Origin of the sequence: Streptomyces stoeckheimensis (genome assembly GCF_045822005.1) — a bacterium.
GTDB classification, from domain to species: Bacteria; Actinomycetota; Actinomycetes; order Streptomycetales; family Streptomycetaceae; genus Streptomyces; species Streptomyces stoeckheimensis.
Map to the genome: position 1 here is coordinate 4505156 of NZ_CP169550.1, position 26600 is coordinate 4531755.

Annotated in this window: 27 protein-coding genes, 1 tRNA gene and 1 pseudogene; 17 read left to right on the top strand and 12 right to left on the bottom strand. The window is 70.3% G+C overall.

Translation table 11 applies throughout. The features are described 5' to 3' along the window. Nucleotides 1-78 precede the first annotated feature (78 nt). The 4 genes from ACE1OC_RS20400 to ACE1OC_RS20415 are packed head-to-tail and all read left to right on the top strand — an operon-like array spanning nucleotide 79 to nucleotide 3243. On the top strand, nucleotides 79-1053 hold the full coding sequence (locus ACE1OC_RS20400) for an ACP S-malonyltransferase (protein WP_407838216.1): 975 nt from the start codon (nucleotides 79-81) through the stop codon (nucleotides 1051-1053). Then, nucleotides 1050-2345: a phytoene desaturase family protein gene (locus ACE1OC_RS20405; protein WP_407838217.1), complete on the top strand. Its 1296-nt coding sequence runs from the start codon at nucleotides 1050-1052 to the stop codon at nucleotides 2343-2345. The genes ACE1OC_RS20400 and ACE1OC_RS20405 overlap by 4 nt, the downstream gene beginning before the upstream one ends. Further along, on the top strand, nucleotides 2318-2746 hold the full coding sequence (locus tag ACE1OC_RS20410; RefSeq protein ID WP_407838218.1) for a hypothetical protein: 429 nt from the start codon (nucleotides 2318-2320) through the stop codon (nucleotides 2744-2746). The genes ACE1OC_RS20405 and ACE1OC_RS20410 overlap by 28 nt, the downstream gene beginning before the upstream one ends. Then, nucleotides 2743-3243, top strand: a complete 501-nt coding sequence (locus ACE1OC_RS20415) for a TetR/AcrR family transcriptional regulator (protein WP_407838219.1) — start codon at nucleotides 2743-2745, stop codon at nucleotides 3241-3243. The genes ACE1OC_RS20410 and ACE1OC_RS20415 overlap by 4 nt, the downstream gene beginning before the upstream one ends. Nucleotides 3244-3349: 106 nt before the next feature. Here ACE1OC_RS20415 and ACE1OC_RS20420 read toward each other — a convergent pair. Next, nucleotides 3350-3432: transfer RNA gene (locus ACE1OC_RS20420), tRNA-Leu, on the bottom strand. A 293-nt stretch (nucleotides 3433-3725) separates the two neighbouring features. Here ACE1OC_RS20420 and ACE1OC_RS20425 point away from each other — a divergent pair. The 7 genes from ACE1OC_RS20425 to ACE1OC_RS20455 all read left to right on the top strand — a co-directional run bounded on the left by ACE1OC_RS20425 (nucleotide 3726) and on the right by ACE1OC_RS20455 (nucleotide 13063). Then, nucleotides 3726-4571: an FhaA domain-containing protein gene (locus ACE1OC_RS20425; protein ID WP_407838220.1), complete on the top strand. Its 846-nt coding sequence runs from the start codon at nucleotides 3726-3728 to the stop codon at nucleotides 4569-4571. Between the two features lie 10 nt (nucleotides 4572-4581). After that, nucleotides 4582-5088, top strand: a complete 507-nt coding sequence (locus tag ACE1OC_RS20430; protein ID WP_407838221.1) for an FHA domain-containing protein FhaB/FipA — start codon at nucleotides 4582-4584, stop codon at nucleotides 5086-5088. Between the two features lie 150 nt (nucleotides 5089-5238). Next, entirely contained in the window at nucleotides 5239-6714 is a 1476-nt protein-coding gene (locus ACE1OC_RS20435; protein WP_274548541.1) for a PP2C family protein-serine/threonine phosphatase, read from the top strand. 31 nt (nucleotides 6715-6745) lie between these two features. Further along, nucleotides 6746-8170 (top strand): FtsW/RodA/SpoVE family cell cycle protein, encoded by a 1425-nt coding sequence (locus ACE1OC_RS20440; protein WP_407838222.1) that lies wholly within the window; start codon nucleotides 6746-6748, stop codon nucleotides 8168-8170. Beyond that, nucleotides 8167-9633 (top strand): peptidoglycan D,D-transpeptidase FtsI family protein, encoded by a 1467-nt coding sequence (locus tag ACE1OC_RS20445; protein WP_407838223.1) that lies wholly within the window; start codon nucleotides 8167-8169, stop codon nucleotides 9631-9633. Before ACE1OC_RS20440 ends, ACE1OC_RS20445 begins: the two co-directional genes overlap by 4 nt. A gap of 214 nt (nucleotides 9634-9847) precedes the next feature. After that, entirely contained in the window at nucleotides 9848-11878 is a 2031-nt protein-coding gene (gene pknB, locus ACE1OC_RS20450; RefSeq protein ID WP_407838224.1) for a Stk1 family PASTA domain-containing Ser/Thr kinase, read from the top strand. A gap of 147 nt (nucleotides 11879-12025) precedes the next feature. Beyond that, nucleotides 12026-13063 (top strand): restriction endonuclease, encoded by a 1038-nt coding sequence (locus ACE1OC_RS20455; RefSeq protein ID WP_407838225.1) that lies wholly within the window; start codon nucleotides 12026-12028, stop codon nucleotides 13061-13063. A 10-nt stretch (nucleotides 13064-13073) separates the two neighbouring features. On the opposite strand, the gene ACE1OC_RS20460 is transcribed toward ACE1OC_RS20455, so the two are convergent. From ACE1OC_RS20460 to ACE1OC_RS20485, 6 genes and pseudogenes are all read right to left on the bottom strand, one after another. Then, the gene (locus ACE1OC_RS20460) at nucleotides 13074-13790 is read right to left on the bottom strand and encodes a class E sortase (protein ID WP_407838226.1); all 717 of its coding nucleotides are present in this window, start codon (nucleotides 13788-13790) and stop codon (nucleotides 13074-13076) included. Between the two features lie 18 nt (nucleotides 13791-13808). Next, nucleotides 13809-14486: pseudogene (locus tag ACE1OC_RS20465) on the bottom strand (class E sortase); the annotation flags it as partial. Between the two features lie 131 nt (nucleotides 14487-14617). Further along, entirely contained in the window at nucleotides 14618-15256 is a 639-nt protein-coding gene (locus ACE1OC_RS20470; RefSeq protein ID WP_243331047.1) for an aminodeoxychorismate/anthranilate synthase component II, read from the bottom strand. Beyond that, complete coding sequence (locus tag ACE1OC_RS20475; RefSeq protein WP_266960486.1) at nucleotides 15253-15453, bottom strand: hypothetical protein; 201 nt, start codon at nucleotides 15451-15453, stop codon at nucleotides 15253-15255. The genes ACE1OC_RS20470 and ACE1OC_RS20475 overlap by 4 nt, the downstream gene beginning before the upstream one ends. 65 nt (nucleotides 15454-15518) lie before the next feature. Next, a complete protein-coding gene (locus tag ACE1OC_RS20480) occupies nucleotides 15519-16262 on the bottom strand; it encodes a class E sortase (RefSeq protein WP_407838227.1) in 744 nt (247 codons plus the stop codon). Further along, nucleotides 16231-17007: a DUF881 domain-containing protein gene (locus ACE1OC_RS20485; protein WP_250738678.1), complete on the bottom strand. Its 777-nt coding sequence runs from the start codon at nucleotides 17005-17007 to the stop codon at nucleotides 16231-16233. Before ACE1OC_RS20485 ends, ACE1OC_RS20480 begins: the two co-directional genes overlap by 32 nt. A gap of 91 nt (nucleotides 17008-17098) precedes the next feature. Here ACE1OC_RS20485 and crgA point away from each other — a divergent pair, with 91 nt between their 5' ends. After that, nucleotides 17099-17353 (top strand): cell division protein CrgA, encoded by a 255-nt coding sequence (gene crgA, locus ACE1OC_RS20490; protein WP_250738676.1) that lies wholly within the window; start codon nucleotides 17099-17101, stop codon nucleotides 17351-17353. Between the two features lie 106 nt (nucleotides 17354-17459). On the opposite strand, the gene ACE1OC_RS20495 is transcribed toward crgA, so the two are convergent. Further along, the gene (locus ACE1OC_RS20495; RefSeq protein ID WP_407838228.1) at nucleotides 17460-18344 is read right to left on the bottom strand and encodes a rhomboid family intramembrane serine protease; all 885 of its coding nucleotides are present in this window, start codon (nucleotides 18342-18344) and stop codon (nucleotides 17460-17462) included. Nucleotides 18345-18439: 95 nt separating this feature from the next. Then, entirely contained in the window at nucleotides 18440-18970 is a 531-nt protein-coding gene (locus ACE1OC_RS20500; protein WP_407838229.1) for a peptidylprolyl isomerase, read from the bottom strand. A 176-nt stretch (nucleotides 18971-19146) separates the two neighbouring features. Between ACE1OC_RS20500 and ACE1OC_RS20505 the strand changes: the two genes are divergently transcribed. Next, entirely contained in the window at nucleotides 19147-19899 is a 753-nt protein-coding gene (locus ACE1OC_RS20505) for a DUF5324 family protein (RefSeq protein ID WP_407838230.1), read from the top strand. Between the two features lie 69 nt (nucleotides 19900-19968). On the opposite strand, the gene ACE1OC_RS20510 is transcribed toward ACE1OC_RS20505, so the two are convergent. Both ACE1OC_RS20510 and ACE1OC_RS20515 read right to left on the bottom strand, forming a co-directional pair. Continuing rightward, nucleotides 19969-20454, bottom strand: coding sequence for a LysM peptidoglycan-binding domain-containing protein (locus ACE1OC_RS20510; RefSeq protein ID WP_407838231.1), 486 nt, complete (start codon nucleotides 20452-20454; stop codon nucleotides 19969-19971). Between the two features lie 112 nt (nucleotides 20455-20566). Next, a complete protein-coding gene (locus ACE1OC_RS20515) occupies nucleotides 20567-21046 on the bottom strand; it encodes a MarR family winged helix-turn-helix transcriptional regulator (RefSeq protein ID WP_407838232.1) in 480 nt (159 codons plus the stop codon). Between the two features lie 102 nt (nucleotides 21047-21148). On the opposite strand from ACE1OC_RS20515, the gene ACE1OC_RS20520 reads away from it, so the two are divergent. Continuing rightward, on the top strand, nucleotides 21149-22630 hold the full coding sequence (locus ACE1OC_RS20520; RefSeq protein WP_407838233.1) for an MFS transporter: 1482 nt from the start codon (nucleotides 21149-21151) through the stop codon (nucleotides 22628-22630). A gap of 68 nt (nucleotides 22631-22698) precedes the next feature. Here ACE1OC_RS20520 and ACE1OC_RS20525 read toward each other — a convergent pair whose 3' ends face one another. Then, nucleotides 22699-23517 (bottom strand): isocitrate lyase/PEP mutase family protein, encoded by an 819-nt coding sequence (locus ACE1OC_RS20525; RefSeq protein WP_407838234.1) that lies wholly within the window; start codon nucleotides 23515-23517, stop codon nucleotides 22699-22701. Between the two features lie 265 nt (nucleotides 23518-23782). On the opposite strand from ACE1OC_RS20525, the gene ACE1OC_RS20530 reads away from it, so the two are divergent. From ACE1OC_RS20530 to ACE1OC_RS20540, 3 genes are all read left to right on the top strand, one after another. After that, nucleotides 23783-24280, top strand: coding sequence for a hypothetical protein (locus tag ACE1OC_RS20530; protein WP_407838235.1), 498 nt, complete (start codon nucleotides 23783-23785; stop codon nucleotides 24278-24280). Nucleotides 24281-24525: 245 nt separating this feature from the next. After that, nucleotides 24526-25731, top strand: a complete 1206-nt coding sequence (locus ACE1OC_RS20535; protein ID WP_382977733.1) for an argininosuccinate synthase-related protein — start codon at nucleotides 24526-24528, stop codon at nucleotides 25729-25731. Between the two features lie 98 nt (nucleotides 25732-25829). Then, nucleotides 25830-26564 (top strand): 2OG-Fe dioxygenase family protein, encoded by a 735-nt coding sequence (locus tag ACE1OC_RS20540; protein WP_250738658.1) that lies wholly within the window; start codon nucleotides 25830-25832, stop codon nucleotides 26562-26564. The last annotated feature ends 36 nt before the right edge of the window (nucleotides 26565-26600 follow it).

A 26600-nucleotide genomic window follows, 5' to 3' on the forward strand; every position in this document is an offset into this window, starting at 1 on the left:
TCAAGGGTTTATCAATATTCCAAACCCCCCTGCCAGAATCACCGGGACGGTGATATCGGGACGGCGGAAGAGGTCGAGATGAGCGGACTGCGCGGCCCACGATTGGCTTTGATTTTCCCGGGCCAGGACGCGCGGCGTCCCGGAATGGGGCGGCCCTGGGCCGACTCCCCCAGCTGGTACCTGGCCGAGCGCGCGAGCGAGGTCTCCGGACACGACGTGGCCGCCCTGCTGCTGGACCCCGTCCATGGCGCGGACCACCCGCCGCGGACGGACGGCGCCCAAATGGCCACCTTCGTACTGGAGATGGTGATCCTCGCCGATCTGAGGCGGGCCCTGCCCGCGGCCGCCCGGCCCCTCGTCTGCGCCGGCCACGACCTCGGCGAATACTCCGCCCTCGTCGCCGCCGGGATCATCGGCTTCGACGAGGGCGTGCGCCTGGTCGCCGCCCGCGGCAAGGCGATGCAGGAGGCCTCCGCCGCGGACCCCGGCACCATGGCGGCCGTGCACGGCCTCTCCCCCGAAGCCCTGGAGCGCGCCGCGGAGTCGGTGCGCGAGGCCGGCGGCCGGGTCTGGGCGGCGCACCTCGACTCGGTCCAGCAGACCGTGCTGTCGGGCGACCCGGCCTCCGTGGCCCGCTGCCGCACCCTGGCACGGGAGCTGGGGGCCGCCCGGATCCTGCCGGTCCCCCTCGGCGGCGCCTTCCACACCCCGCTGATGGCCGACGCCGCGGCGGCCTTCTCCACCACCCTCGCCGCCACCGATTTCCACCGCGGATCCGCGCCCGTCGTGGCCAACGCGGACGCGCAGCCGCACCACGGCACGGACGGCTGGCCGGGCCTGCTGGAGCGCCAGCTGACCGGCCCGGTGCGCTGGGCGGACTCGGTGCGCACGATGGCCGACGGCCTGTACTGCGACATGTTCGTGGAGGTCGGCCCCGGCCGCTCCCTCACCGCACTGGCCCGCCAGACCGCGCCTCGAGTCTCCCGGCTGACCATCGCGGAGCCGGGTCAACTGCCCGCCGTCCCGCAGACCCTCGTACGGAGCGCCGCATGAACACGACCACCAACACGCACACGCCCGCGGCCAGGACCACGGACCCGGCCGCCCACTGGGACGCGATCGTCATCGGCTCGGGCATCGGCGGCCTGGTCTGCGCGGCCTACCTCGCGGTCGGCGGCAAGCGGGTCCTGGTCGCCGAGCAGGGAGCGGTCGCGGGCGGCAACAGCCACGTGTTCCGCAGACGCCGCGCCTACGAGTTCGACGTCGGCGTGCACTACCTCGGCGACTGCGGCCCCGACGGCATCCTGCCCGCCATCCTGGACGGTCTGGGGCTCGGCGGCAGGGTCCCGTACGAGGAGATGGACCCCGACGGCTTCGACCGCATCGTGGCCGGGGGCACCACCCTCGACATGCCGGCGGACTGGAAGCGGTACCGCGAGCGGCTCCGGGAGGCCTGCCCCGAGGACGCCGCCGGGATCGACACCTTCCTGGACGTCGTGGCGGGGCTCGGCACCGAGCGCCGCGACGCCATCGTCTCCGCCGCGGACCTGCCCATGGCGGAGCTGGAGCGCCTCGCCCCGCACTCGGTGGCCTGGGGCCGGCGGACGCTGACCGAGCTCTTCGACCACTGCGCGCTCTCCACCCGCGCCCGCACCCTGCTCGCCGCACAGTCGCCCAATTACGGGATGTCGCCGGACGAGGCGACCGTCGCCACGCACGCCACCCTCATCGACCACTACGTCCGAGGTGCCTACTACCCGCAAGGGGGCGGGCAGATGCTCGCCTCGGGGCTGCTCGAAGTGATCCGCGCGCACGGCGGGGCCCTGCGGACCCGCGCCCGGGTGACCCGCATCGCGATCGAGGAGGGCCGCGTCCGCGGCGTGGAGTTCGCCGACGGCAGCGCCGCCACCGCTCCGGTGGTCGTCTCGAACGCCGACTACCGCCGCACCATGCTGGAGCTGGTCGGCGAGGACCGGCTGCCCCGGCGCCTGGCCGCCAAGACCAGGGACGCCCGGATGGCACTGCCCTGGGCCACCGTCTACGTGGCCCTGGACCGGGACATCGAGCGCCACGCCAACGTGTGGTGGTACCGCGGCGAGGACATCGGCCGCTACTACGAGGACCTCCGCTCCGGCGCCCCGTCCTCCACCACCGACTTCCTCTTCATGTCCTTCGCCTCCGGCAAGGACCACGTCGGCCGCCGCATCTGCCCGCCCGGCCACTCCAACTTCCAGCTGATGACGCTCTGCCCGCCCGGCCTCGCACGCTGGGCGTCGCCGACGGCCCGGCGGACGGCGGGACGTACCGCGACGACCCGGTGTACCGCAAGGAGAAGGAGTGGCTGACCGAGTCCGTCCTGGACGCCGCGGAGGAGGTCCTCGGCCCGTTCCGCGGCCACATCACCCACCTGGAGACGGCCACCCCGCTCACCCAGGAGCGGTACACGCTCTCCACCGGCGGCACCCCCTTCGGCATGGCGCAGTGGGGCGCCACCGGCGCCCGCCCGGACACGGCCACCCTCATCGAGGGCCTGCACATCGCCGGGGCGAACACCCGGTACGGGAACGGCATCACGGGCTCGGCCGTCAGCGGCATCGCCTGCGCCGGCCAGATCCTGGGCCGCCGCCTCATGCACGAGGTCCACTCCGGCTCGGTGCTCGGCGATCCCGCGCTGCTCCCGGAGCGCGGCCCCGACTGGGACCCCCTGACCGTGTCCCGCGGGCTGTCGCCCCGCGGGCTCGCATGAGGCTGAGCGCGGACGAACGCCGGGAGACCGTGCTGCGGGCCGCGATCGCCGAGTTCGCCACCGGCGGCTACCACGGCACCTCGACGGAGGCGATCGCACGCCGGGTCGGGGTCTCCCAGCCGTACCTGTTCCGGCTGTTCCCGACCAAGCGCGCCCTGTTCCAGGCCGCGGCGGTCCGCTCCTTCGAGCGGACCGCCGCGGTGTACGAGCTGGCCGCGGCGGAACTGCGCGGCACCGAGGCGCTGGACGCCATGGCCCGCGCCCGCGACCGCCTCCTCGCCGAGGAACCCCTCCCCCTGATGCGGCTCCAGGCCGCCGTCGCGGCGGCGGCCCTGGACGACCGCCCCTTCGCCGCCGTCCTGCGCCGCTCCTGGTGCGAGCTGTGGGACCTGGTCCGCACCTGCTCCGGCGCCGCCCCGGCCGAGGTCACCGCCTTCTTCGCCCACGAAGCCCTGGCCACCACGAGAGCGGCCATCACGGCCCCGCCCCCGGCGTAGCCGAGACCCTCGTCACCCCCGCACCCGGCGCCCGGGGCACGTCACCGGGGGCACAACGAAAGAGCCCCCGCTCCGGATCTCTCCGGAGCGAGGGCTCTTTCACATGTGCGCGAGGGGGGATTTGAACCCCCACGTCCCGAAGGACACTGGCACCTGAAGCCAGCGCGTCTGCCGTTCCGCCACTCGCGCAAAGTGACTACCAGCGGTTCTTCCCTTGCGGGCCGTTCCCCTGGCGACATCGGAACATTAGCACGTCGGAGGGGCTGGATTCACATCGCTTTTCGTGCTCTCCCGACGCCCGCCGACGACCGCCCCTCCCGCACTCGGCCGCCGGTGCGGGACACTGTCCTCGGGGCGCCCCTACGATCGCTTGTGAGGACCAACACTCATGCGCACGTGACCGATGGGGAACCACCCGAATCCGCCACGCGTGGATACGATCAGTAAGCAGTACAGGGCGACAACGACGGAGGAGGTGCCCCATGGGAGTCCTGAAGCGGTTCGAGCAGCGACTCGAAGGTCTGGTGAACGGCACCTTCGCCAAGGTCTTCAAGTCCGAGGTCCAGCCGGTGGAGATCGCGGGCGCCCTCCAGCGCGAGTGCGACAACAACGCCACCATCTGGAACCGCGAGCGGACCGTCGTCCCCAACGACTTCATCGTGGAGCTGAGCACGGGCGACTACGAGCGCCTGAGCCCCTACTCGGGCCAGCTCGGCGACGAGCTCGCGGGCCTCGTCCGCGACTACGCCAAGCAGCAGCGCTACAGCTTCATGGGCCCCATCAAGGTCCAGCTGGAGAAGGCCGACGACCTGGACACCGGGCTCTACCGGGTCCGCAGCCGCACGCTCGCCGCCAGCACCTCCCAGTCCCCCGGCCAGCCCGGTCCGGGCCAGGGACAGGGCCACCAGGCCCCCCCGGCCCAGCCCGGCGGCTACGGGTACCCCCCGGCCTCCGCGCCGCCCATGCCCGCAGGACCGCCCCCGGGCGGACCCGGCGCACGCAGGGCGGGCCCCGGCGGACCGGCTCCCGTACCTTCCGGCGGCGCCGTCCGGCGCCACTGGATCGAGATCAACGGCACCCGCCACCAGATCTCGCGCCCTACGCTCGTACTCGGCCGGAGCACCGAGGCCGACGTGCGGATCGACGACCCCGGCGTATCGCGCCGGCACTGTGAGATCCGGACCGGAACGCCCTCGACGATCCAGGATCTAGGGTCCACCAACGGCATCGTGGTGGACGGGCAGCACACCACCCGCGCTACGCTCCGCGACGGTTCACGGATCGTCGTGGGCAGCACCACCATCATTTACCGGCAAGCCGAAGGGTGAAGCGGGGGCAATGTCAGAGCTGACCCTGACGGTCATGCGGTTGGGTTTCCTGGCCGTTCTGTGGCTGTTCGTCATCGTGGCCGTTCAGGTCATCCGCAGCGATCTCTTCGGTACGAGAGTCACGCAGCGCGGTTCCCGACGCGGCGGGGGCGCTTCCGGCGCCCCGGCGGCGCAGCAGGGCCGCCAGGCCTCTGCGCCACCGCAGCAGCGCCAGCGCCGCGGTGCGCCGACCAAACTCGTCGTCTCCGAGGGCACCCTCACGGGCACCACGGTGGCCCTCGCCGGCCAGACGATCACCTTGGGCCGCGCCCACGACTCCACGATCGTGCTGGACGACGACTACGCCTCCAGCAGGCATGCCAGGATCTACCCGGACCGTGACGGTCAGTGGATCGTCGAGGATCTCGGGTCCACCAACGGCACGTATCTCGACCGGACCCGGCTGACCACCCCGACGCCCATTCCGCCGGGCGCCCCGATCCGCATCGGCAAGACCGTCATCGAGCTGCGGAAGTAGTACGAGAATGAGCGAGCGGAGCGAGCGAGCCGCAGCGGTCCGTCCCACCGGGGACACGGACCCGAGCGCGCTCCAGGCCGGAGGGTGGGCAGTGTGGCTCGAGACCGGTTGTCTTCCGAGGCAGCATGGACGTCGACAGGGCAGGTGCGCATGAGTCTGTCCCTGCGGTTCGCCGCCGGATCGCACAAGGGCATGATCCGGGAGGGCAACGAGGACTCCGGCTACGCCGGTCCCCGCCTCCTCGCGATCGCCGACGGCATGGGCGGCCAGGCCGCCGGCGAAGTCGCCAGCTCCGAGGTGATCTCCGCCCTCGTGCAGCTCGACGACGACGTCCCGGGCTCCGACATGCTCACCGCGCTCAGCACCGCGGTGCAGCGCGCCAACGACCAGTTGCGGGTCATGGTCGAGGAGGACCCCCAGCTCGAGGGCATGGGCACCACGCTCACCGCCCTGCTCTGGACGGGCCAGCGCCTCGGCCTGGTCCACGTCGGCGACTCCCGCGCCTACCTGCTCCGCGACGGCGTCCTCACGCAGATCACCCAGGACCACACCTGGGTGCAGCGCCTCGTCGACGAGGGCCGGATCACCGAAGAGGAAGCAACCACCCACCCGCAGCGCTCCCTGCTGATGAGGGCCCTGGGCAGCGGCGACATCGTCGAGCCCGACCTCTCCATCCGCGAGGTCCGGGTCGGCGACCGCTACCTGATCTGCTCCGACGGACTCTCCGGCGTGGTCTCCCACCAGACCCTGGAAGAGACCCTCGCCGACTACCACGGCCCCCGCGAGACCGTGGCCTCCCTCATCCAGCTCGCGCTGCGCGGCGGCGGCCCCGACAACATCACCTGCATCGTGGCCGACGTCCTCGACACCGACAGCGGCGACACCCTGGCCGCGCAGGTCAACGACACCCCGGTCGTCGTCGGCGCGGTCGCCGAGAACCAGCACCACCAGCTCTTCGACGGCGGCAACGCCATGCAGACGCCGGCCGGCCGCGCCTCCGGGCTCGGCCGCCAGAGCCCCCCGCCCGCCGGCGCCTTCGGCCCCCCCGGCAGCGGCGAGGCCCCGGGTTACGGCGGCTACGGCGCCCAGGGACAGGGCGGCGGAGCCGACGCGTACGGCAGCTTCGGCGACCCCGACCCGTACGACGGCGACTCCGGGTACGAGGACACGTACGACCACCCTCGCCGGCGGCGCGGCAAGGGCCGCAAGTGGACCACGCGCACGCTGACGCTGCTCGTGGTCCTCGGTGTCATCGGCGGCGGCCTGTACGCGGGCTACCGCTGGACGCAGACGCAGTTCTACGTCGGGGTCAAGGACGAGCACGTCGCGCTCTTCCGCGGGATCAGCCAGAAGCTGGGGCCGCTGGAGCTCTCCAAGGTGGAGACCGACCGCCCCGACATCGAACTGAAGTACCTGCCGCCCTTCAAGCGCAAGCAGGTCGTGGACACGATCGGCGAAAGCAGCCTCGACTCCGCCCGTACGAAGATCGACGAGCTCGGCACCCAGACCTCCGCGTGCAAGAAGGACGAGGAGCGGCGTGCCGCCGAGGCGCAGGGCAACCAAACACCCGGCCCCGTCCTGACTGCCGCCGAGCAGCAGGTCGTCGGCCTGTGCGAGAAGCAGTAGACATACGCGGGCACAGGGGGCCCGCCACACCATGAGCGTTGTCACCAACACGACCACCATCGGCGCCATCGAGGCGCCGAGCCGGCGGAACACCGAGCTCCTGCTGCTCGCCTTCGCCGTGGTCATCCCGATCTTCGCCTACGCCAACGCGGGCCTGTCGATCCACGGGAAGCTGCCCCCGGGCATGCTCACCTACGGGCTCGGCCTCGGCGTCCTGGCCGGCATCGCCCACCTCGTGGTCCGGCGCTACGCCAAGTACGCCGACCCGTTGCTGCTGCCGATCGCCACGCTCCTCAACGGGCTGGGCCTCGTCCTGATCTGGCGCCTCGACCAGTCCGAGCGCCTGCAGAACCTGGCGAAGCGGTCCTTCGGAGCCTTCTCCGAGTCCGCGCCCCGGCAGATGATGTACACCGCCCTCGCGATCGCGCTGTTCGCCGGCGTGCTGCTGGTCCTCAAGGACCACCGCGTGCTCCAGCGGTTCACGTACATCTCCATGGCCGCCTCGCTCGTGCTGCTGATCCTGCCCGTGATCCCGGGTCTGGGGGCCGACGTCTTCGGCGCCAAGATCTGGATCAGCGTCGGCGGGTTCTCCATCCAGCCCGGTGAGTTCGCGAAGATCGTCATCGCCGTCTTCTTCGCCGGCTACCTCATGGTCAAGCGCGACGCCCTGGCGCTCGCCAGCCGCCGCTTCATGGGCCTCTACCTGCCGCGCGGCCGCGACCTCGGCCCGATCCTGATGATCTGGGCGATGAGCCTGCTCGTCCTGGTCTTCGAGAACGACCTCGGCACCTCGCTGCTCTTCTTCGGCATGTTCGTGATCATGCTGTACGTGGCCACCGAGCGGACGAGCTGGATCGTCATCGGCCTCCTCATGAGCGTGGGCGGAGCCACCGTGGTCGGCGCCACCGCCAGCCACGTCAAGGCCCGCGTCACCGCCTGGCTCGACCCCTTCGCCTGCTACCAGAAGTCCGGCGCCTGCGAGCAGGTCGGCCAGTCGATCATGAGCTTCGGCTCCGGCGGGGTCCTCGGCACCGGCTGGGGTCAGGGCAACTCCGACCTCATCGGCTTCGCCGCCAACTCCGACTTCATCTTCTCCACCGTCGGCGAAGAGCTCGGGCTCGCCGGGGTCATGGCCTTCCTCCTGCTCTACGGCCTGATCATCGAGCGGGGCGTGCGCACCGCCCTCGCCGCCCGCGACCCCTTCGGCAAGCTCTTCGCGATCGGCCTCTCCGGCGCCTTCGCGCTCCAGATCTTCGTGGTCGCCGGCGGAGTCATGGGCCTCATCCCCCTGACCGGCATGACCATGCCCTTCCTCGCGTCCGGCGGCTCGTCCGTCCTCGCGAACTGGATCCTCATCGCCATCCTGATCCGGATCAGCGACACCGCACGCCGCCCTGCCCCGGCCCCGGCACCGTCCCCCGACTCCGAGATGACCCAGGTGGTCCGCCCGTCATGAACAAGCCCCTGCGCCGCATCTCGATCTTCTGCGGGCTGCTCGTCCTGGCACTGCTCGTGCGGACCAACTGGCTCCAGTACGTCAAGGCCGAGGAGCTGAGCACCCGCAAGGAGAACCGCCGGGTCCAGATCGCCCAGTACGCCACCGAGCGCGGCAACATCATCGTCGAGGGCAAGCCGATCACCCGCTCCGACGTCACCGACGGCAGCGATTACAAGTACAAGCGCGGCTACCTCAACGGCCCCCTCTGGGCACCCGTCACCGGGTACGCCTCGCAGGCCTTCGGCTCCACGCAGCTCGAATCCCTCGAGGACGGCATCCTCACCGGCAACGACGACCGGCTCTTCTTCGACCGCACCATCGGCATGTTCACCGGCGAGAAGAAGCAGGGCGGCAACGTCGTCACGACGCTCAACGCCGCCGCGCAGAAGGCCGCCTTCGACAAGCTCGGCGACAAGAAGGGCGCCGTCGCCGCAATCGACCCGCGCACCGGCGCCATCCTCGCCCTGGTCAGCACCCCCTCGTACGACCCCACGTCCTTCGCCGGCAACTCCAAGGCCGACGAGAAGGCCTGGGTCGAGCTCAAGGACAGCGAGGACAAGAAGCTGGTCAACCGCGCCCTGCGCGAGACCTACCCGCCCGGCTCCACCTTCAAGGTGGTCACCGCCGCCGCGGCCCTGGAGCACGGCGTCGTCACGGACATCAACGCGCCGACCGACACCGAGGACCCGTACATCCTGCCGGGCACCAAGACCGAGATGGTCAACCACGCCTCCGGGTGCGGGAAGGCCAGCCTCAACAAGGCACTGGAAGTGTCCTGCAACTCCGTCTTCGCCAACCTGGGCGACAAGGTGACGCGGGACAACATGGTCAAGACCGCCGAGAAGTTCGGCTTCAACAACGACAAGATCGACACCCCGGTCCGCGCCTTCGCCAGCGTCTACGACAAGACCATGAGCAGGGACGGCAACGCCCAGAGCTCGATCGGCCAGTTCAACACCGCGGCCACCCCTCTGCAGATGGCCATGGTCACCGCCGCCATCGCCAACAACGGCAAGCTGATGAAGCCGTACATGGTCGACCAGCTGCAGTCGCCCAACGTCGACGTCATCGAGAAGCACGAGCCGCAGGAAATGAGCCGGCCCCTCTCCGTGGAGAACGCGAAGAAGGTCCGGGACATGATGGTCAACGTGGTCCAGAACGGCACCGGCGGCAAGGCCAAGATCAAGGACACCGTCGTCGGCGGCAAGACCGGCACCGCGCAGCACGGCGAGGGCAACAAGAAGCGCCCGTACGCCTGGTTCATCTCCTACGCCGAGAACTCCGACGGCAGCTCGCCGGTCGCCGTGGCCGTCGTGATCGAGGACAGCGACGCGGACCGCGAGGACATCAGCGGCGGCGGCCTCGCCGCCCCGGTCGCCAAGGCCGTCATGGAAGCCGTGCTCAAGAGCAACAAGGGGTGACGGGCGGGGCCGAGCGCCACGCGAGAGCCGCAAGGGACACACAGATGTGATCCGGGTCACCGTTCCCGCCCGGATCGGAGCGTACGGTACCGGTCCGGTATCAGCCTGTGGTCGCGAACCGATCACCGACGATCGGCCGGTAGCCTTTGCGCGAACAGCACACCGCCGGACCACACACGGGTGCGGTCGGGACTGACGGAGAGGGCTGCACGTTATGGAAGAGCCGCGTCGCCTCGGCGGCCGGTACGAGCTGAGCCACGTGCTCGGCCGTGGTGGCATGGCCGAGGTCTACCTCGCCCACGACACCCGGCTCGGCCGTACCGTCGCCGTCAAGACCCTGCGCGCCGATCTCGCCCGGGACCCGTCCTTCCAGGCCAGGTTCCGCCGCGAGGCCCAGTCGGCCGCATCGCTCAACCACCCGGCGATCGTCGCCGTGTACGACACCGGCGAGGACTACGTCGACAACATCTCCATCCCGTACATCGTGATGGAGTACGTCGACGGCTCGACCCTGCGCGAGCTCCTGCACTCCGGCCGCAAGCTGCTGCCCGAGCGCACCCTGGAAATGTGCATCGGCATCCTCCAGGCGCTGGAGTACTCGCACCGCGCCGGCATCGTGCACCGCGACATCAAGCCCGCCAACGTCATGCTGACCCGCTCCGGCCAGGTCAAGGTCATGGACTTCGGCATCGCCCGCGCCATGGGCGACTCCGGCATGACCATGACGCAGACGGCCGCCGTCATCGGCACCGCCCAGTACCTCTCCCCGGAGCAGGCCAGGGGCGAGCAGGTCGACGCGCGCTCCGACCTCTACTCGGCCGGCTGCCTGCTGTACGAGCTCCTCGCCGTCCGGCCGCCGTTCATCGGGGACTCCCCGGTCGCGGTCGCCTACCAGCACGTACGGGAAGAGCCCCAGCCCCCGTCGAACTTCGACAGCGAGATCACGCCCGAGATGGACGCGATCGTGCTGAAGGCGCTGGTCAAGGACGCCGACTACCGCTACCAGTCCGCCGACGAGATGCGCGCCGACATCGAGGCCTGCCTCGACGGCCAGCCCGTCGCGGCCACCGCCTCCATGGGCGCCGCCGGCTACGGCTACCCCGACCAGGGCAACGGCTACGGACACCAGGGCTACGACCAGCCCACCACCGCCCTGCGCACCGCCGACCCGAACCAGACCTCCATGCTCCCGCCGATGCCCCCGGGCGACGGCGGGTACGGGGCCCCCGGATACACGGACCAGGGCGGCTACGACCAGAACGGCCGCGGCCGGCGTCCGCAGAAGAAGAGCAAGGCCTCCACGATCCTGCTGGTCACCGCCGGCATCCTCGTGCTGGTCGGCGCGATCCTGATCGGGCGCTCCCTCTTCAGCACCAACGCCGACAACCGGCCCGCGGTCCCCAAGCTCATCGGCGAAACCCTCGAAGCGGCGAAGGCGAACGGCACCAACGTCGGCGTCGTCGTGCAGCAGGACGGGGAGATGGCCTGCGACGTCGCCCCCAAGGGCACGGTCTGCCAGCAGGACCCGGCCGAGGGCACCAAGGTCGCCAAGAACTTCGTCGTCAAGGTGAAGATGTCCACGGGCGCGCCCAAGGTCGCCGTCCCGAATGTCATCAACCTGGCGGTCGCCGACGCGGAGAAGGCGCTCACGGAGAAGAACTTCCAGATCGAGAAGTCGCTGGTCGAGTCGGAACGGCCCGCTGGCACCGTCATCGATCAGAACCCGAAGAGCGGCGAGGCCGAAAAGGGTTCGACCATCAAGCTGACGGTGGCCAAGGAAATCTCCAAGGTGACCGTCCCGGACCTGACCGGCAAGAGCCAGGCCGACGCCTCGAAGGCCCTGCAGGCCGTCAAGCTGAAGCTCGGCAGCGTCACCGAGGTCGACGCGGCCCCCGGCACGGCCCCCAGGTCGGTCGTCAGCCAGGACCCCGGCATCGGCAGCCAGGTCGACGTCAACTCGACGGTCAACATCTCGGTCGCCAAGCCGGTCCAGCAGCTCACGGTCCCGAACCTGGTCGGCAAGACCATCAACCAGGCCAGGATGGAGCTCGCCTCCAAGGGCCTGATCTTCGGATCCGTCCTGTCGGGCTCCTCCGACGGCAAGGCACGCATCCTGAGCACGGACCCGGTGGTCGGCAGCCCGGTGGCCCCCAACTCGGTGATCAACGTGAACACGGTCCCCGACAACCAGCAGAACGGCGGCAACGACGGCGGCGGCGGCTTCATCGGAGGCCTCGGCAACTAGCCCGAGCAACACAGAGCACGCAACAGGTCCGGCCCCTCTCCACGAGAGGGGCCGGACCTGTTTTTCGTAGTACGTGTCTTCATATGTACGAAATTCGTTAGCCCGGACGGGGGTGGGGTATCGGGCTCCGCCCAGGAGGGACTGATCATGATCAACGACTCGGTGCTGCTGGAGTCCCGGACCCTGCGCACGAGCGTGCTGGAACGGACGCACGTCCTGGACAAGGTGAAGGCGCTGTCCTTGCTGCCGGACGGGATGCATGTGACGACGGCAATGGTGGCGGCCTACTACGAGGTCGGCATCAAGGCCATCCGGTCACTTGTCCTCGACCACCGCGGGGAGTTGAACGACAGCGGCTACCGGGTCTTGTCAGGTGCAGAACTGAGCTCCTTCAAGGAGCTCAGTTACATTCAGTCGCAGGCCTCGTCACTCGCGGTATTCCCCCGCCGGGCCGTCCTGAACGTCGGAATGCTCCTCAGGGACAGCGAAGTCGCACGTCAGGTGCGTACGTACCTCCTCGACGCCGAGGCCGAGGTTCGCACACGCCCTGTGGATAACCTTGTCCACAGGGCCAGTTGGGGCGAGCTCGACGAGCGGATCGACAGTCGCATCACCGACGTGCTCGGCAAGACCGTCGTGCCGATGCTGAACGTCCTGATCGAGACGTCCGGCGAACAGCGCCGCGAGTTGATCTCCCTCCGGGAGGACGTCCAGCAGATCCAGATGAAGCTCGTCGAGCACGACCTCCAGATCAGCCGGCTCCAGCGCGGCCAGGACGTGAGGGCCCTCACCGGGGTCATCGGGACCATCGACGCGATGAACTGGAAGGAGTTCGAGCTGCACGTCGCAGAGCTGCTGCGCCGCGACGGGTGCACCGACGTCGAGGTGTACGGCGGGCACGGCGGCGACCGCGGGGTCGACATCACTGCCAAGACGGCCGACGGGCGGACGGTCGCCGTGCAGTGCAAGAACTTCGCGCCCTTCCGGCACGTGCTCAGCGGCGAGATGCAGAAGTTCCTCGGGGCCTCGAAGGTCCTGCATCGGGCCGACGTGGCCCTCTACGTGGCCACCTGTGCCTTCACCCGCGAATCCCTGGCCATCGCCACCCAGGGAGGCGTCACGGCCGTCCACAGGGGCCTTCTCGAGGCCTGGAGCGCCGGAGTCCGGCTCCAGGTGCTGCGGTGACTCCGCACGGTCAGCGCAGCTCCGCCGGCGGCGTCCGCTTCGCGTCGACCTTTTCCGTGCGGACCAGCTCGCCCCACACGATGTAGCGGAACTTCGAGGTGTACACGGGCGTGCAGGTCGTCAGGGTGATGTAGCGGCCCGGTGCCGTCCGGCCCGACTCCTTGGGGACCGGGCTGATCGAGTCCACGTTGTACTTCGAGGTCTGGGTGAGGTCGGCGAAGACCTTGTACACGTACCAGGTGTCGCGGGTCTCGAAGACGACCGCGTCGCCGTTCTTCAGCTTGTCGATGTTGTGGAACTTGGCCCCGTGCCCGTCCCGGTGCGCCGCCAGTGCGAAATTGCCCGCCGGGTCCCACGGCAGCGCCGATTTCACCGGCTCCGTGTAGTACCCGGCGACCCCGTCGTTCAGGACTTCCGAGTCGGTGCCCTTCTTGACCAGCACCTCGCCGTTCTTCATCGCCGGCACGTGCAGGAAGCCGATCCCGCCCTGAGTGTCCAGCGCCCCCGGCGCCGCGGCCGCCTCCTGCGAGGGCGCCGCCCGTTCCCACTGCTCGCGCACCGCGTCCCCGCGCGCGGAGGCGTCCCGGTCGGCCAGGACGTTCGTCCACCACAGCGAGTACGCCACGAACAGTCCGAGCACCAGGCCCACCGTGATCAGGACCTCGCCCAGCAGGCTCAGGAACCCCGCGAGGGCGCTGCGGCGCGGGGGCGGTGCGACACGTGACACTGCGGATCCTCTACGGGCTTACGGGCTGGTCAGCTCGGGCGGAGCGCCCTGACTGCGGGGGCGTTCAGCGGTCATCCTGCCCCATACGATCATCCGGTAGGTGCTGGTGAACTCCGGGGTGCACGTGGTCAGCGTGATGTACCGGCCCGGGGAAGTGAAGCCCGATCCGACGGGCACCGGCTTGATGACCGAGACGTTCGACGGCGGGGTCTGAGCGAGCTGCGAACTCATCTCGTACGTGTAGTACGCGTCCCGGGTCTCCACCACGATCTTGTCCCCCGGCACCAGCCGGTTGATGTAGCGGAACGGTTCGCCGTGCGTGTTCCGGTGGCCCGCCAGCGCGAAGTTGCCCTGCGCGTCGGCCGGCATCCCGGTCGCGAGCGGCCCGTCGGCGTAGTGGCCGACCATGCCCTTGTCGAGGACCTTCGCCTTGTTCGTCCCCTCCGCGACCGGCACCTTCACGTCCAGCTTCGGGATGTACAGGATCGCGAAACCCTGCCCCGGCTCGAACGCCGCCACCGGCGGGGCGGCCGCCCCGCCCGGATCGCGGTCCCAGTTCTGGAGCAGGGAGCCGGCGGCGTCATCGGCCGTCCGGCCCGCCAGGAAGTTCGTGTACCAGAGCTGGTAGCCGACGAAGAGGAGCATCACCAGACCCAGCGTGATGAACAGCTCCCCGGCGAGCCTGCTGACGACCACGACCGGCCCGCCCGAGGCCGGCCGCCTGCGCCGCCGACCCCGGCCCCGCGTGCGCGCACGCTTCTCGGCCTCCTGTGCTGCCCTGCGTCGCGCTGCCCGGCCCTCGGTGGGCGCGGACGGCGCGAGCGACGTCACGCGACGGCCTTGCCCACCACCGGGGCGAGCCCCACCGAGCGCTCCACCGCGCCCGCGTCACCGCAGCGCACCAGCCAGTTCGCGAGCATCCGGTGGCCCCACTCGGTCAGCACGGACTCCGGGTGGAACTGCACGCCCTCGACGTCGTGCTCGCGGTGGCGCAGGCCCATGATGATCCCGTCCTCGGTCCGCGCCGTGACCTCCAGCGTGTCCGGGAGGGTCGGGGGCTCGGCCGCGAGGGAGTGGTACCGGGTCGCGGTGAAGGGCGAGGGCAGTCCCTCGAAGACGCCGAGGCCCTCGTGGACCACCGGCGAGGTCTTGCCGTGCAGCAGTTCCGGAGCCCGGCCGACGACCCCTCCGTAGGCGACGGCCATCGACTGCATGCCGAGGCAGACGCCGAAGACCGGTACGCCCGTATCCGCGCAGTGGCGGACCATGTCCACGCAGATGCCGGCCTCTTCCGGCGTCCCCGGGCCCGGGGACAGCAGGACGCCGTCGAAGCCGTCCTGGGCGTGGGCGAGCTCGACCTCGTCGTTGCGCAGCACCTCGCACTCGGCGCCGAGCTGATAGAGGTACTGGACCAGGTTGAAGACAAAGCTGTCGTAGTTGTCGACAACCAGAATGCGCGCGCTCACGGAGTCGCTCCCGATCCCTCGTCCACCGTCACATCGTTGAACGGAAGCAGCGGCTCGGCCCACGGGAAGACGTACTGGAACAGCACGAACACCACCGCGAGCACCAGCACGAGGGAGATCGCAACGCGTACCCACGCGTTGCCCGGCAAATGCCGCCAGATCCAGCCGTACATGCCGCCTGTGTCCTTTTCGTCCACGATCGTTCAACGCACCGCAGGGGCGGTACGTCCACAGCCTAAAGCCACCCGCCCGGCGCGGAGGGTCACCTTGCCAAACCCTCCGGTGAGCCCTGTGCGAGGGTCCGGATACCGGTCAGTTCGGCCCAGACCACCAGCCGGTGGCTGTGGCCCCATTCCGGGTCGCAGGTGGTCAGCGTCAGGTACTTGCCCAGCGCCGTGAAGGGCGAGCGGCTCGGTACCGGATCGACCACGCCGACCTCCGTGGGGAGCGTGCGCAGCGGCTCCGCGCGGACGGTGTACGTGTACCAGCCGGTGGCGTCCTTGAGGATCACGAGGTCGCCGGGGCGCAGCTTGGGGATGTCCTTGAAGGGGTCCCCGTACGTGCGCCGGTGGCCGGCCACCGCGAAGTTCCCGGTGCCGCCGAGCCTGGCCGTGCCGGCGTAGTGGCCCAGGCCCTTCTTCAGCAGCTCGGTGCCCGTGCCCTCCAGGACGGGCTTGTTCCAGTCGGGGCCGAAGCGCGGGACGTACATCTCGGCGAAGGCCCGGCCCGGCGGGTACGTGCCGGGCTCCGGGGCGGCCGGGGGCGACGCGGCCGCCGACGGCGCGGGGGCGGGCTGCGGGGCGGCCGCCGGCGCCGCGGACCAGCGGTCGCGCATGCGGGCCATCTCCCCGTCCATGGCCTGGTCGGCCTTGACCCCGGTCCACAGCAGGACGTAGGCCACGAAGAGCACGATGAGCGAGCCCGCGGTCAGGCACACCTCGCTGAACGTCCGTACCAGCAGGCGCAGTACGACGTCACGGGGTGGCGGACTCCAGCGGCTTCGCATAGTGGAGGTCCACTGTGCCGGAGTAGCCCGGCAGTGTCAGCGCCTTGTGCTCGTCCACTTTCCAGCCGAGCCCGTACGCGTTCACGTACAGCTGGTAGTTCTGCAGCGCCGGGGAGGCCGCGAGGGCCTTCTTCAGCGCGCCGGGGTCGCCGACGGCCGTCACCTTGTACGGGGGCGAGTACACGCGGCCCTGGAGGATCAAGGTGTTGCCCACGCAGCGCACGGCGCTGGTGGAGATCAGGCGCTGGTCCATGACCTGGATGCCCTCGGCTCCGCCCTGCCAGAGGGCGTTGACCACGGCCTGGAGGTCCTGCTGGTGGATCACCAGGTCGTTGGGCTGCGGTTCGGGCACGTTGGGGATGCGGGCCGTGGCGTTCGGGGGCGCGTCGTTCAGGGTGACCGTCACGGCCTTGCCGGTGAGTTCCTCGGTGCCGGAGGCGGCGCGCAGGGCGGCCAGTTTGGCGTCCTCGGCCTTGGTGCTCCCGTTGTCGCGTTCGGCGAGGGCGTCGACCTGGCCGCGTGCGGTGGCGGTGCTCTTCTCCAGCTCCAGATTGCTCTGGCTGCGCTCCTGGATCAGGTCGGACAGCTTGAGGAGCGAGGCGTCCGTCCGGATGTTCGTACCCTTGGAAGTGTTGAAGCTGGTGACGAAGATCAAGCCGGCCAGGGCGAAAACGGCGGCCGTGAGCAGCCGGACCGGTCTGGCACGGCGACGGGGACCCGCGGAGGAGTCGTCGGAATTGCTCAACGTACCCTTCTCCTTCAACGCCACAGGTCCACTACGCTAACGGACGCCCGGGGCAGGCCAGGTCCCCAGCCCATCGACAGGAGAGCCCCTCGTGCCGAAGTCACGTATCCGCAAGAAGGACGACTACACGCCGCCCCCCACGCGGACGCCGCAGTCGATCAAGCTGACGAACCGCAACTGGGTCGCCCCGGTCATGCTGGCGTTCTTCTTGGTCGGTCTGGCATGGATCGTCGTTTTCTATCTGTCCGAGACCCAGCTTCCGATCGAAGCTCTCGGAAATTGGAACATTGTGGTCGGATTCGGCTTCATTGCGGCAGGATTCGGCGTCTCCACGCAGTGGAAGTAGCCCGGCTCCGCAAGCTCTCCCCATGAGTTATCCACAGCGTCATCCACACCTGAGGAAAAGACAGAAGATCTGTGGATAACTCTGTGGAGAGTTGACGCCGGTGTGATCAGGTGAGTACGGAAAGTTCGGCCGTACGGATCGCGATCAGGGCTGTGGCCAGCAAGAACACCGCCACACAGGTGCCCCACTGGACGAATTTGCGATTCCGCGCGCCGTGACCCGTGGCGGGCCACAACACACCCAGACCCAGCAGCGAACCGGTGACCAGACCACCGATATGGCCCTGCCACGACAGGTTCATCCACGGTGTGAAAGTCAGCACCAGCATGAGCACCGCCACGGCGATCAGCGGGCCCACTTCGTCCCGGGTCCGGCGTGCCAGCACGATGGCGGCGCCCAGTAGGCCGAAGATGGCCCCCGAAGCTCCGTACGTCGGAGTGTTCTCGGGGGTCAGCAGATAGATCAGCGCGCTGGCGCCCCATGCCGACAGCAGGTACACGGTGAGGTAGCGGGCCCGGCCGAGCGCCGGCTCCAGCATTCCGCCGAGGAACCACAGGCCGAGCATGTTGCCGAGGACGTGCCACCAGTCGACGTGCAGGAACGCCGAGGTCAGCAGCCGGTAGTACTCGCCCGTGGCGACGCCTTCGGGCGGTCCGCCCAGCTGCTCGCTGTACGAGCCGATCAACACCAGATGGATCGCCAGCGCGGGAAAGACGAGGGTGGCGAAGTACACCGCCACGTTGATCCCGATCAGGATCTTGGTGACCAGGTACGGATCGGCCGCCACCACCCCGCCCGCGATCGTGCGCGGGGCGTTGGCGGCGCGGCCGTGGCCCGTTCCCGAGCCCCCGCGGACGCACTCGGGGCACTGGAAGCCGACCGAGGCGCTGATCATGCAGTCGGGGCAGATCGGCCGCTCACAGCGCGTACAGCTGATCCCGGTCTCGCGGTCCGGGTGCCGGTAGCAGCCCGGAAGACGGTCGGTGTCCATCGGTCCCCTCGGTCGGCGGCGGGGCGGGCGGATCCGCCCGCGCCCGTCCGGTACGTATCGAGGACGGACGGGCGGGACTGAAAGGTTCCCTGCGGTCAGCCGCGCTTCTCGATGACGACGGACTGGATGATCACGTCGTCGAGGGGGCGCTCGGTGCGCGGGTTGGTGGGACCCGCGGCAATGGCGTCGACGATCTTCTGGCTGGCCTTGTCGCCGATCTCGCCGAAGATGGTGTGCTTGCGCGTCAGCCAGGCGGTGGGGGCGACGGTGATGAAGAACTGCGAGCCGTTGGTGCCCGGGCCGGCGTTCGCCATGGCGACCAGGTAGGGCTTGGTGAAGGCCAGGTCGGGGTGGAACTCGTCGGCGAACTGGTAGCCGGGGCCGCCGGTGCCGTTGCCCAGCGGGTCGCCGCCCTGGATCATGAACCCGCTGATGACCCGGTGGAAGACGGTGCCGTCGTAGAGCGGGTCCGTGGTCTTCTGGCCGTCCGTGGGACGCGTCCACTCACGCTCACCGGTGGCGAGTTCGACGAAGTTCCGCACGGTCTTCGGAGCGAAGTTCGGCAGAAGCTCGATCTCGATGTCGCCGTGGTTGGTCTTCAGGGTGGCGTAGAGCTTCTCGGCCACGGATCTGCCTTCCTCTCGTCGTCACTGTCGGTTTCAGATCCTCGCACGGAGGGCTGCACAGGACGGAAATCCTCCACCCGTATGCCCTGTCGCGCATGCCGGTCGGCGGTATGGGAGGCATGATCCGACAAAGGGTGGAAAGGTGAACTGTGTCCGCCACCGAGGAGGAGGATCCCGTGACCCGCAAGGAAAGCGTGCGTCTGGCAGCATCAAGTGCCAGGGATACGGCGCGGCACGCAGCGGAAGTGGTGGCGCCGTACGCGGAATCCGCCAAGCACGCTGCGGTGCATTACGCCCACGAAGCAAATGAACGGCTTGCGCCGAAGGTGTCGTACGCGGCCGGCGAGGCTGCCAAACAAGCCCGCCAGACGTACGACTGCCACGTACAGCCCCGGATCAAATCGGCGCGCTCCCATGTGCCGCCGAACGTCGACCGGGCGGCGTCCAACGCCATGAAGCAGACCCGCCTGGCGGCCCGGAGCGCGGTGGACTACACGCAGCCGCGGCTGGAGAGTGCCCTCGCGGCGGCCCAGCCGATGGCCGAGGAGGCCGCATCCCGGTCGACGGCGGCGCTGGCGGCGCTGCGCGGCCAGGTGTCGGCCAAGGAGGTCCAGAAGCTCGTACGGCGCCACGAGCGGCGTGCGCGCTGCGGCCGCCTGTTCAAGGGCGTGGCGGTGGTCGGCGTCCTGGCCGGCGGGGCCTTCGCCGCGTGGAAGTGGTGGGACCAGCAGTCGAACCCGGACTGGCTCGTCGAGCCGCCGGCCGCGACCGAGCTGTCGGCGCGGGAGGCGGAGGCTCCGGCCCCCTACGACGAGGAGCTGGCCGAGAAGGAGCGCGAGGCGAGGAATTCCGTGTCCAGTCTGGAAGCGGAAGCCGAGGCCGCGCAGGAGCGGATCGACGCGGAAGACGCGAAGCGCAAGCACCGCTGAGGAACGCGGAACGAGAGCGGGGCCCGGATCCTTTTCCAGGATCCGGGCCCCGCTCTCGTTGCGCTCCGCTCAGTTGGGGAGGGTGAGCTTCATCCCCGGGTGGATCATGTCGGGGTTCGAGCCGATGACTCCCTTGTTCATGGCGTAGAGCTCGCGCCAGCGGCCCTCGTTGCCGAGCTCGCGGCGGGCGATCGCGGAGAGCGAGTCGCCCGAGCGGACGGTGTACGTGCGCTGCGCCTTGGGCGCCGGCTTCGGCATCGGCGCCGCGGGCACCGCCTTGTGCGCGGCGGAGGCCGGCGTGGGCGTGTGCGGGGCGGGCCGTGCGACCGGGGGCGCCGGTGCGGCCTTGGGCGGCGCCGCGGCCGCCATGCGTTCGGCGGCCGCCTTGGTCGCCGATGCCGCGTCGGTGTACTTGGTCCCGGTGTCGCCGGGCATCGCCGACGGCGGCGCCGGGGCGTCCGCGGCCTGCTGTTGCACCTGCTCAGCCGCCTTTTGGGCGGCCTTCTCGGCTTGTTCCTTCTTCTTGTCGGACCTCATGAAGTCGAACAGTCCCATGTGCGTACGCCTCCGGCATGGTGGTGCCCCCCTGGGCTGAGTGCCTTGTTCCACTCTCTGCCAGAAGGTCCGGGACGGCCCTGTGACTGGGCCATCCGGGGGATACCGTCGGCTACTGGCGAGCCCTCCGGGCCGGCCGCGGGCTCTCCGACGGGGTCTCCAGATCGCCCTTGACCAGCAGGTTCAGTACGCGGAGCACGGCCTCGCGGTCCGCGTCGGCGAGGGAGCCGAGGGCGTCGGCGTGCACCTGGTCGACGATGCGGCTGCTCTCCTGCGCCAGGGCCGCGCCCTTCTCCGTGACGACGATGACGCGGGCCCGGCGGTCCGTGCTGGACTGCCGCCGCTCGGCCAGTCCGGCCTTCTCCAGGGCGTCGACGGTGACGACCATCGTCGTCTTGTCCATGCCCCCGATCTCGGCGAGCTGGATCTGCGTCCGCTCCTCCCCCAGCGCGTGCACCAGCACGCAGTGCATCCGTGCCGTGAGCCCGATCCGGTCGAGTGCCACCGCCATCCGGGTGCGCAGGACGTGGCTGGTGTGGTCCAGGAGGAAGGAGAGGTCCGGCTCGTTCTGCGCGGGTGCCATGGCTGTCATGTCCGCCAGTCTAGCAATTCAGTCTCCAACAGACCGTCCGCAACAGAACTATCTGATACGGTCTTATCAAGTCAGCCCGCCGATCACCGACTGGGGACACAGATGCCTGCCACCGCTCCCGCCACCTCCGCTCCCGTCACCTCCGCTCCCGCCTCCCCCGCCTCCCCCGCCTCCCCGGCCGCACCGCGCGGGCTGCGTTCCCGCTGGACCGCCCTCGGGGTGCTGTCCACCGGCGTCCTGATGACCGTCCTCGACGGCAGCATCGTCACCGTCGCGATGCCGGCCATCCAGAAGGACCTGGGCTTCACACCCGCCGGACTCAGCTGGGTCGTCAACGCCTACCTGATCGCCTTCGGCAGCCTGCTGCTCCTCGCCGGCCGGCTCGGCGACCTCATCGGCCGCAAGCGGATGTTCCTGGCCGGGACCGGCGTCTTCACCGGAGCCTCCCTGCTCGCCGGATTCGCCGGCTCGCCCGAGGTGCTGATCGCCGCCCGGTTCCTGCAGGGGCTGGGCAGCGCCGTGGCCGCCGCCGTCAGCCTGGGCATCCTCATCACGCTGTTCACCGAACCGCGCGAGCGGGCCAAGGCCATCGCCGTCTTCTCCTTCACCGGCGCGGCAGGAGCCTCCCTGGGCCAGGTGCTCGGCGGGGTCCTGACCGATGCCCTGGACTGGCACTGGATCTTCTTCATCAACCTGCCCATAGGGCTCGCCGCCCTCGCACTGGCCCTGCCCGCGCTCCCCGCCGATCGGGGCCTGGGGCTGCGCGCCGGGGCCGACGTCCTCGGCGCCCTCCTGGTCACCGCGGGCCTGATGCTCGGCATCTTCACCGTCGTCGAGGTGGAGCGCTACGGCTGGGTCTCCGCCCACACCCTCGGCCTCGGCACGCTCTCGGTCGCCCTGCTCGCCGGCTTCACCGCACGCCAGGCCAGGACCCGCACCCCGCTGGTACCGCTGCGGATCTTCCGCTCGCGGACCGTGGTCGGCGCGAACCTGGTCCAGATGCTGATGGTGGCCGCGCTGTTCTCCTTCCAGGTCCTGGTCGCCCTGTACCTCCAGAACGTGCTCGGCTACGGAGCCGCCGAGACCGGCCTGGCCATGCTCCCGGCGGCCGTGGTCATCGGCGGGGTCTCCCTCTTCGCCTCGGCCCCGCTGAACGCCCGCTTCGGCGAACGGGCCGTCCTGCTCGCCGGACTCGCCCTGCTCGTGGCAGCCCTGGGCCTGCTGACCCGGCTCCCGGTCCGCGCCGACTACGTCACCGACCTGCTCCCCGTGATGCTGCTGGCCGCCGGCTTCGGCCTGGCCCTGCCCGCCCTCACCGCACTCGGGATGTCCGGCGCCGACGAGCAGGACGCGGGCCTCGCCTCGGGCCTGTTCAACACCACCCAGCAGATCGGCATGGCCCTCGGCGTCGCCGTCCTCTCCACCTTGGCCGCCGCCCGCACCGACTCGGCGCTCGCCACCGGCCTCGACCGCGCCGCGGCCCTGACCTCCGGCTACCACCTGGCCTTCGGCATCGGAGCCGGGCTGATGCTCACGGCGCTCGTGGTGGCGGCGACCCTGCTGCGGACCGGCCCGCGCCGGTGACTGCTGCCCGATGACTCCTGCCCGATGTTTCACGTGAAACATCGGGCAGGAGCAGGTCGGGCCGAGGCCTACTTCACGAAGAGGCCGTTGAGCGTCCCGTAGTCGACCGCCCCTTCGAGGGCCCCGTACGTCCCCTGCTCCAGCACCTCCACCGCCGCGGCGCGGGCCGCCGTGTACGCCGCCTGCGCCACGCCGGTCCCGACACTGACCCGGCGCACCCCGGCCTTCGCCAGCTCGGCGACGGACGGACCGCCCGGCCCTGCCATGGCGTTGACCGGCAGCGGGCCCCGCGCGATCTCGCCCAGGGCGTCCAGGTCCAGCAGCCCCGGCACGAAGATCCCGTCGGCCCCGGCAGCCGCGTACGCCTCCACCCGCGCCAGTACGTCGGCAAGGCGGCCGGACTCCTCACCGATCCCGAACAGGAAGACGTCGGTACGGGCGTTGATCACCAGCTCCGGCAGCCCGGCCGCGGTGGCCGCCGCACGGGCGGCGCGGATCCGTTCGGCCTGCTCCGCGGCGGTGTGGAGCGTACCGTCGGCCGCTTTCGAGTCCTCCAGGTTGATCCCGACGGCGCCCACCGCCACCACCTCGCGCACGGTGGCCGCGACGTCCTCGTAGCCGCCCTCGATGTCCACGGTGACCGGGACGTCCACCGCCGCCACGATCCGCGCGGCCGCCGCCAGCATCTCCGCCTTCGTGGCGTGCTGCCCGTCCCCTCGGCCGATCGACCAGGCCACGCCCCCGCTGGTGGTGGCGATGGCCGCCGCTCCGGCCGACTCGATCACCGCCGCGCTGCCCGCGTCCCAGGCATTGGGCAGGACGAGCAGCGTCTCGCCCAGTTCCCGCAGCCGCAGGGCCTTCTCGGTGCTCTTCGCTTCCACGGTCATGCGAACTCTCCTCAGCGGTACGGCTTCTAAAGACATGTCACATCAATCTCCGGACAGGGGACTCTAACCGGGGAGTGCGCTGGTCATCCGGCGGTTTTACGACCGGTGCCTGTTACCCGGCCATGACAGGAATCCCGCCTTCCGGCCGATCAAGATCCGTAGATTCCTCATCAGCAGCCCCGCAGACCTGACCGGACGAAACCCCGACAGCGACACCGCGGCATGCGACTCTCCGCCTTCCCCGACCATGCTCCAAGGAGTCGTAATGCAGCTCGGCAAGGGCAAGATCGCGGTGCTGCGCAACAAGTCCGAGGGCCCCGAGGTCTGGATCCGCGCCGGCGTCGACGCGTCGCAGGGCGCCGCCCACTGGGCCGGCCGCGTCCTGGCCAAGCTCGACCTCACCCACCCCCTCGCCGTGCTCGACGGCGTCCAGTACAAGCTCACGAACAACGGCGAGGGATTCGACATCCGCGTGCTGGGCGAGGGCGCCTCGACCTTCCAGCTGATGCCGAAGGCGGAGCCCGCCACCAAGCCGTCCGCCAAGCCCTCCGCGAAGCCCGCCACCAAGCCGGCCGCCAAGCCCGCCACGGACGCGAAGCCGCAGACGGTCGTCGTCCCCAAGGGCCCGGTCGCCGCGGGCGCCGAGCTCGCCCCTCAGGACGACGTCGACACCGCGGCCGTCGGCGCCGGCCTCGTCGCGCTGTTCGCCGGCCTCGCCACCGCCCTGACGTTCCGCGCCCGAAAGGCCCGTACCCGCGCCTGACCCTCAGACCTCTGACCCTCAGACCCCTGATCCTCAGACCCCCGACCCGAGCTCTGAGACCCGAGAGCCCCCTCGATCCCGCACTCCCGCGGGGCCGAGGGGGCTCTCCTCATGCCGTCGCCGCTCGGGCCGGAGCAGCGTCCGGGACCGGCCATGGCCGGGCGCGGAAGGCCGGAATCCATTGTCCGGAAGTCCGCCGCAGGGAAATCTCCTCTCTTGTGAACCGCGCCAAGGTTGGAGAGACCATGCAGTCCCCGCTCATACGTTCCTTCTCGCAGCTCGACACCCTGGACCCGAACCGTCCGGTCGTCACCCTGTTCAGCGGTGGCCTCGACAGTTCCTACCTGCTGCTGCGCCTGCGCCGCATGGGCGTCCGCGACGTGCACGCCGTCAGCGTCGACATCGGCGAGGACGAGTCGAGCCAGTACAAGCGTCAGGTGGCGGAGGCGCTCGGCGCGACCATCCACATCCTCGACCGGCGCGAGGAGTTCGCCGGCCAGTACGTCGCCCCCGCGATCGCCGCCCAGGCCGTGTACCTCGGCATCCACCCGGTCAGCTCCACCCTCAGCCGCCCGCTCATCGCCCGCAGCGCGGTGGACCTGGCCCGCGCCCTCGGCGCCCAGACCGTCCTGCACACCGCGAACCGCTCGCAGAACACCCTGCGCCGGCTCAACGGTGCGCTGACCCTGCTCGGCTGGGAGGGCAGCTTCGGCAGCCCGTACGACCTGGACCCGGTCACCCGTGAGGAGAAGCTGGTCGAGCTGCGCTCCGCGGGGATCGACCTGCTCGCCGGCCGGATCGTCAGCGGCGACTCCAACCTGTGGTGCCGCGAGTTCGAGTCCGGGATCCTCGACGACCCGGAGCGCCACGCGGTCCCGGAGGACATGTACACCTGGAGCCGCCCCACCGCCCTGCCCGGCGACTCCGAGACCCTGACCGTCTCCATCGAGCGCGGGCTCCCGGTCGCCGTCGACGGGGTGCCGATGCCGCTCACCGACCTGATCGACCAGCTCAACCACCGCGTGGGCGCCTACGGTCTAGGCCGCTACTCCGGCCTGGAGCACCTGGACCACGGCGAGAAGGTGCTGGAGATCCGCGAGATGCCCGGCGCCTACCTGCTGCTGAGCAGCTACCGGCACGTCGAGAGCGCCTGCCTGGACGCCGAACTCATCCGGGAGAAGCGCCACTTGGAGCAGGTCTGGGTGCGCGAGGCGCTGGAAGGCCGCTGGTTCGGCGACCTCCGCCTCACCGTCCAGGCGTTCATGGACACCTGCGCCGCCCGCACCACCGGCTCGGTGACCTGGCGACTGCGGACCGGCGGGGCGGACACCCGGGCCATCAACGCCCTCAAGCCGCTGTACCTGCGGGACCGCGAGGCCTGGGAGGAGCGGGCGATCGAAGCCGAGTCCGCGCCGTTCGCCCGCGCCGACTCCCTGCTCACGGCCGTCTGAGCCCCTTCCCCCGGACCGATCCCCGTACGGATCCCCGAACCGATCCCCGTACGGATCCCCGTACCGACCGTTCTTCCTCGTTTCCACGGAGCACTTCCATGACCACTGCCGCTTCCACCACGCACCCCGTCGCGCTCGACGCCACCGCCGCCCTCGCCGGACCCGGCGGGCACCTGATGCCCTCCCGGGCCCTCTCCGACCTGGTCGACGCCGACGCCTCCGACTGGGCCCGCTTCGCCGCCCACTGGGACGAGCTGACGCTCGACACCCACATGGCCGACGGCGGCACCTACCGCTTCCGCCGCTACGGCCAGTTCGAGCTCGACGCGGACTCCGGCGAGCTCAGCCTGCTCCCCCACGAGCCCTACCGCCAGGAAACCGACGTCAACCCCCTCAACGGCGGTGTGGAGCGCGTCTTCGACCCGCTGACCGGCGCCTTCGTGGGCGACCAGCTCCTGCGGTCGGTGCTGGTCGAACTGGGCCGGATCTTCACGGCGGTCGACGGTACGAAGACCTGGAACATCAAGCTCCACCCGTACCGGATCATCGCCTCCGCCGACCAGGAGGGGCAGCCGGCCCCCGAGGGCCGCCACCGGGACGGCGTCACCTTCATCACCTCGCTGATGATCGGCCGGACCAACGTCACCGGCGGCGAGAGCGGCGTCTACACCGACGCCGGCGAGCACCTGCTCACCACCACCCTGACCGAGCCCGGCGACCTCCTGCTCGGCGACGACCGCCGGACCCTGCACTCGGTGACCGGGCTCCAGCCCGTCGACCCCGAGACCGCGGCCCACCGCGACGTCCTGGTGATCGCCTACACCGCCCGCTGAGCCCGCCCCCCGCGCTCCGCCCTCCCCCACACCCCG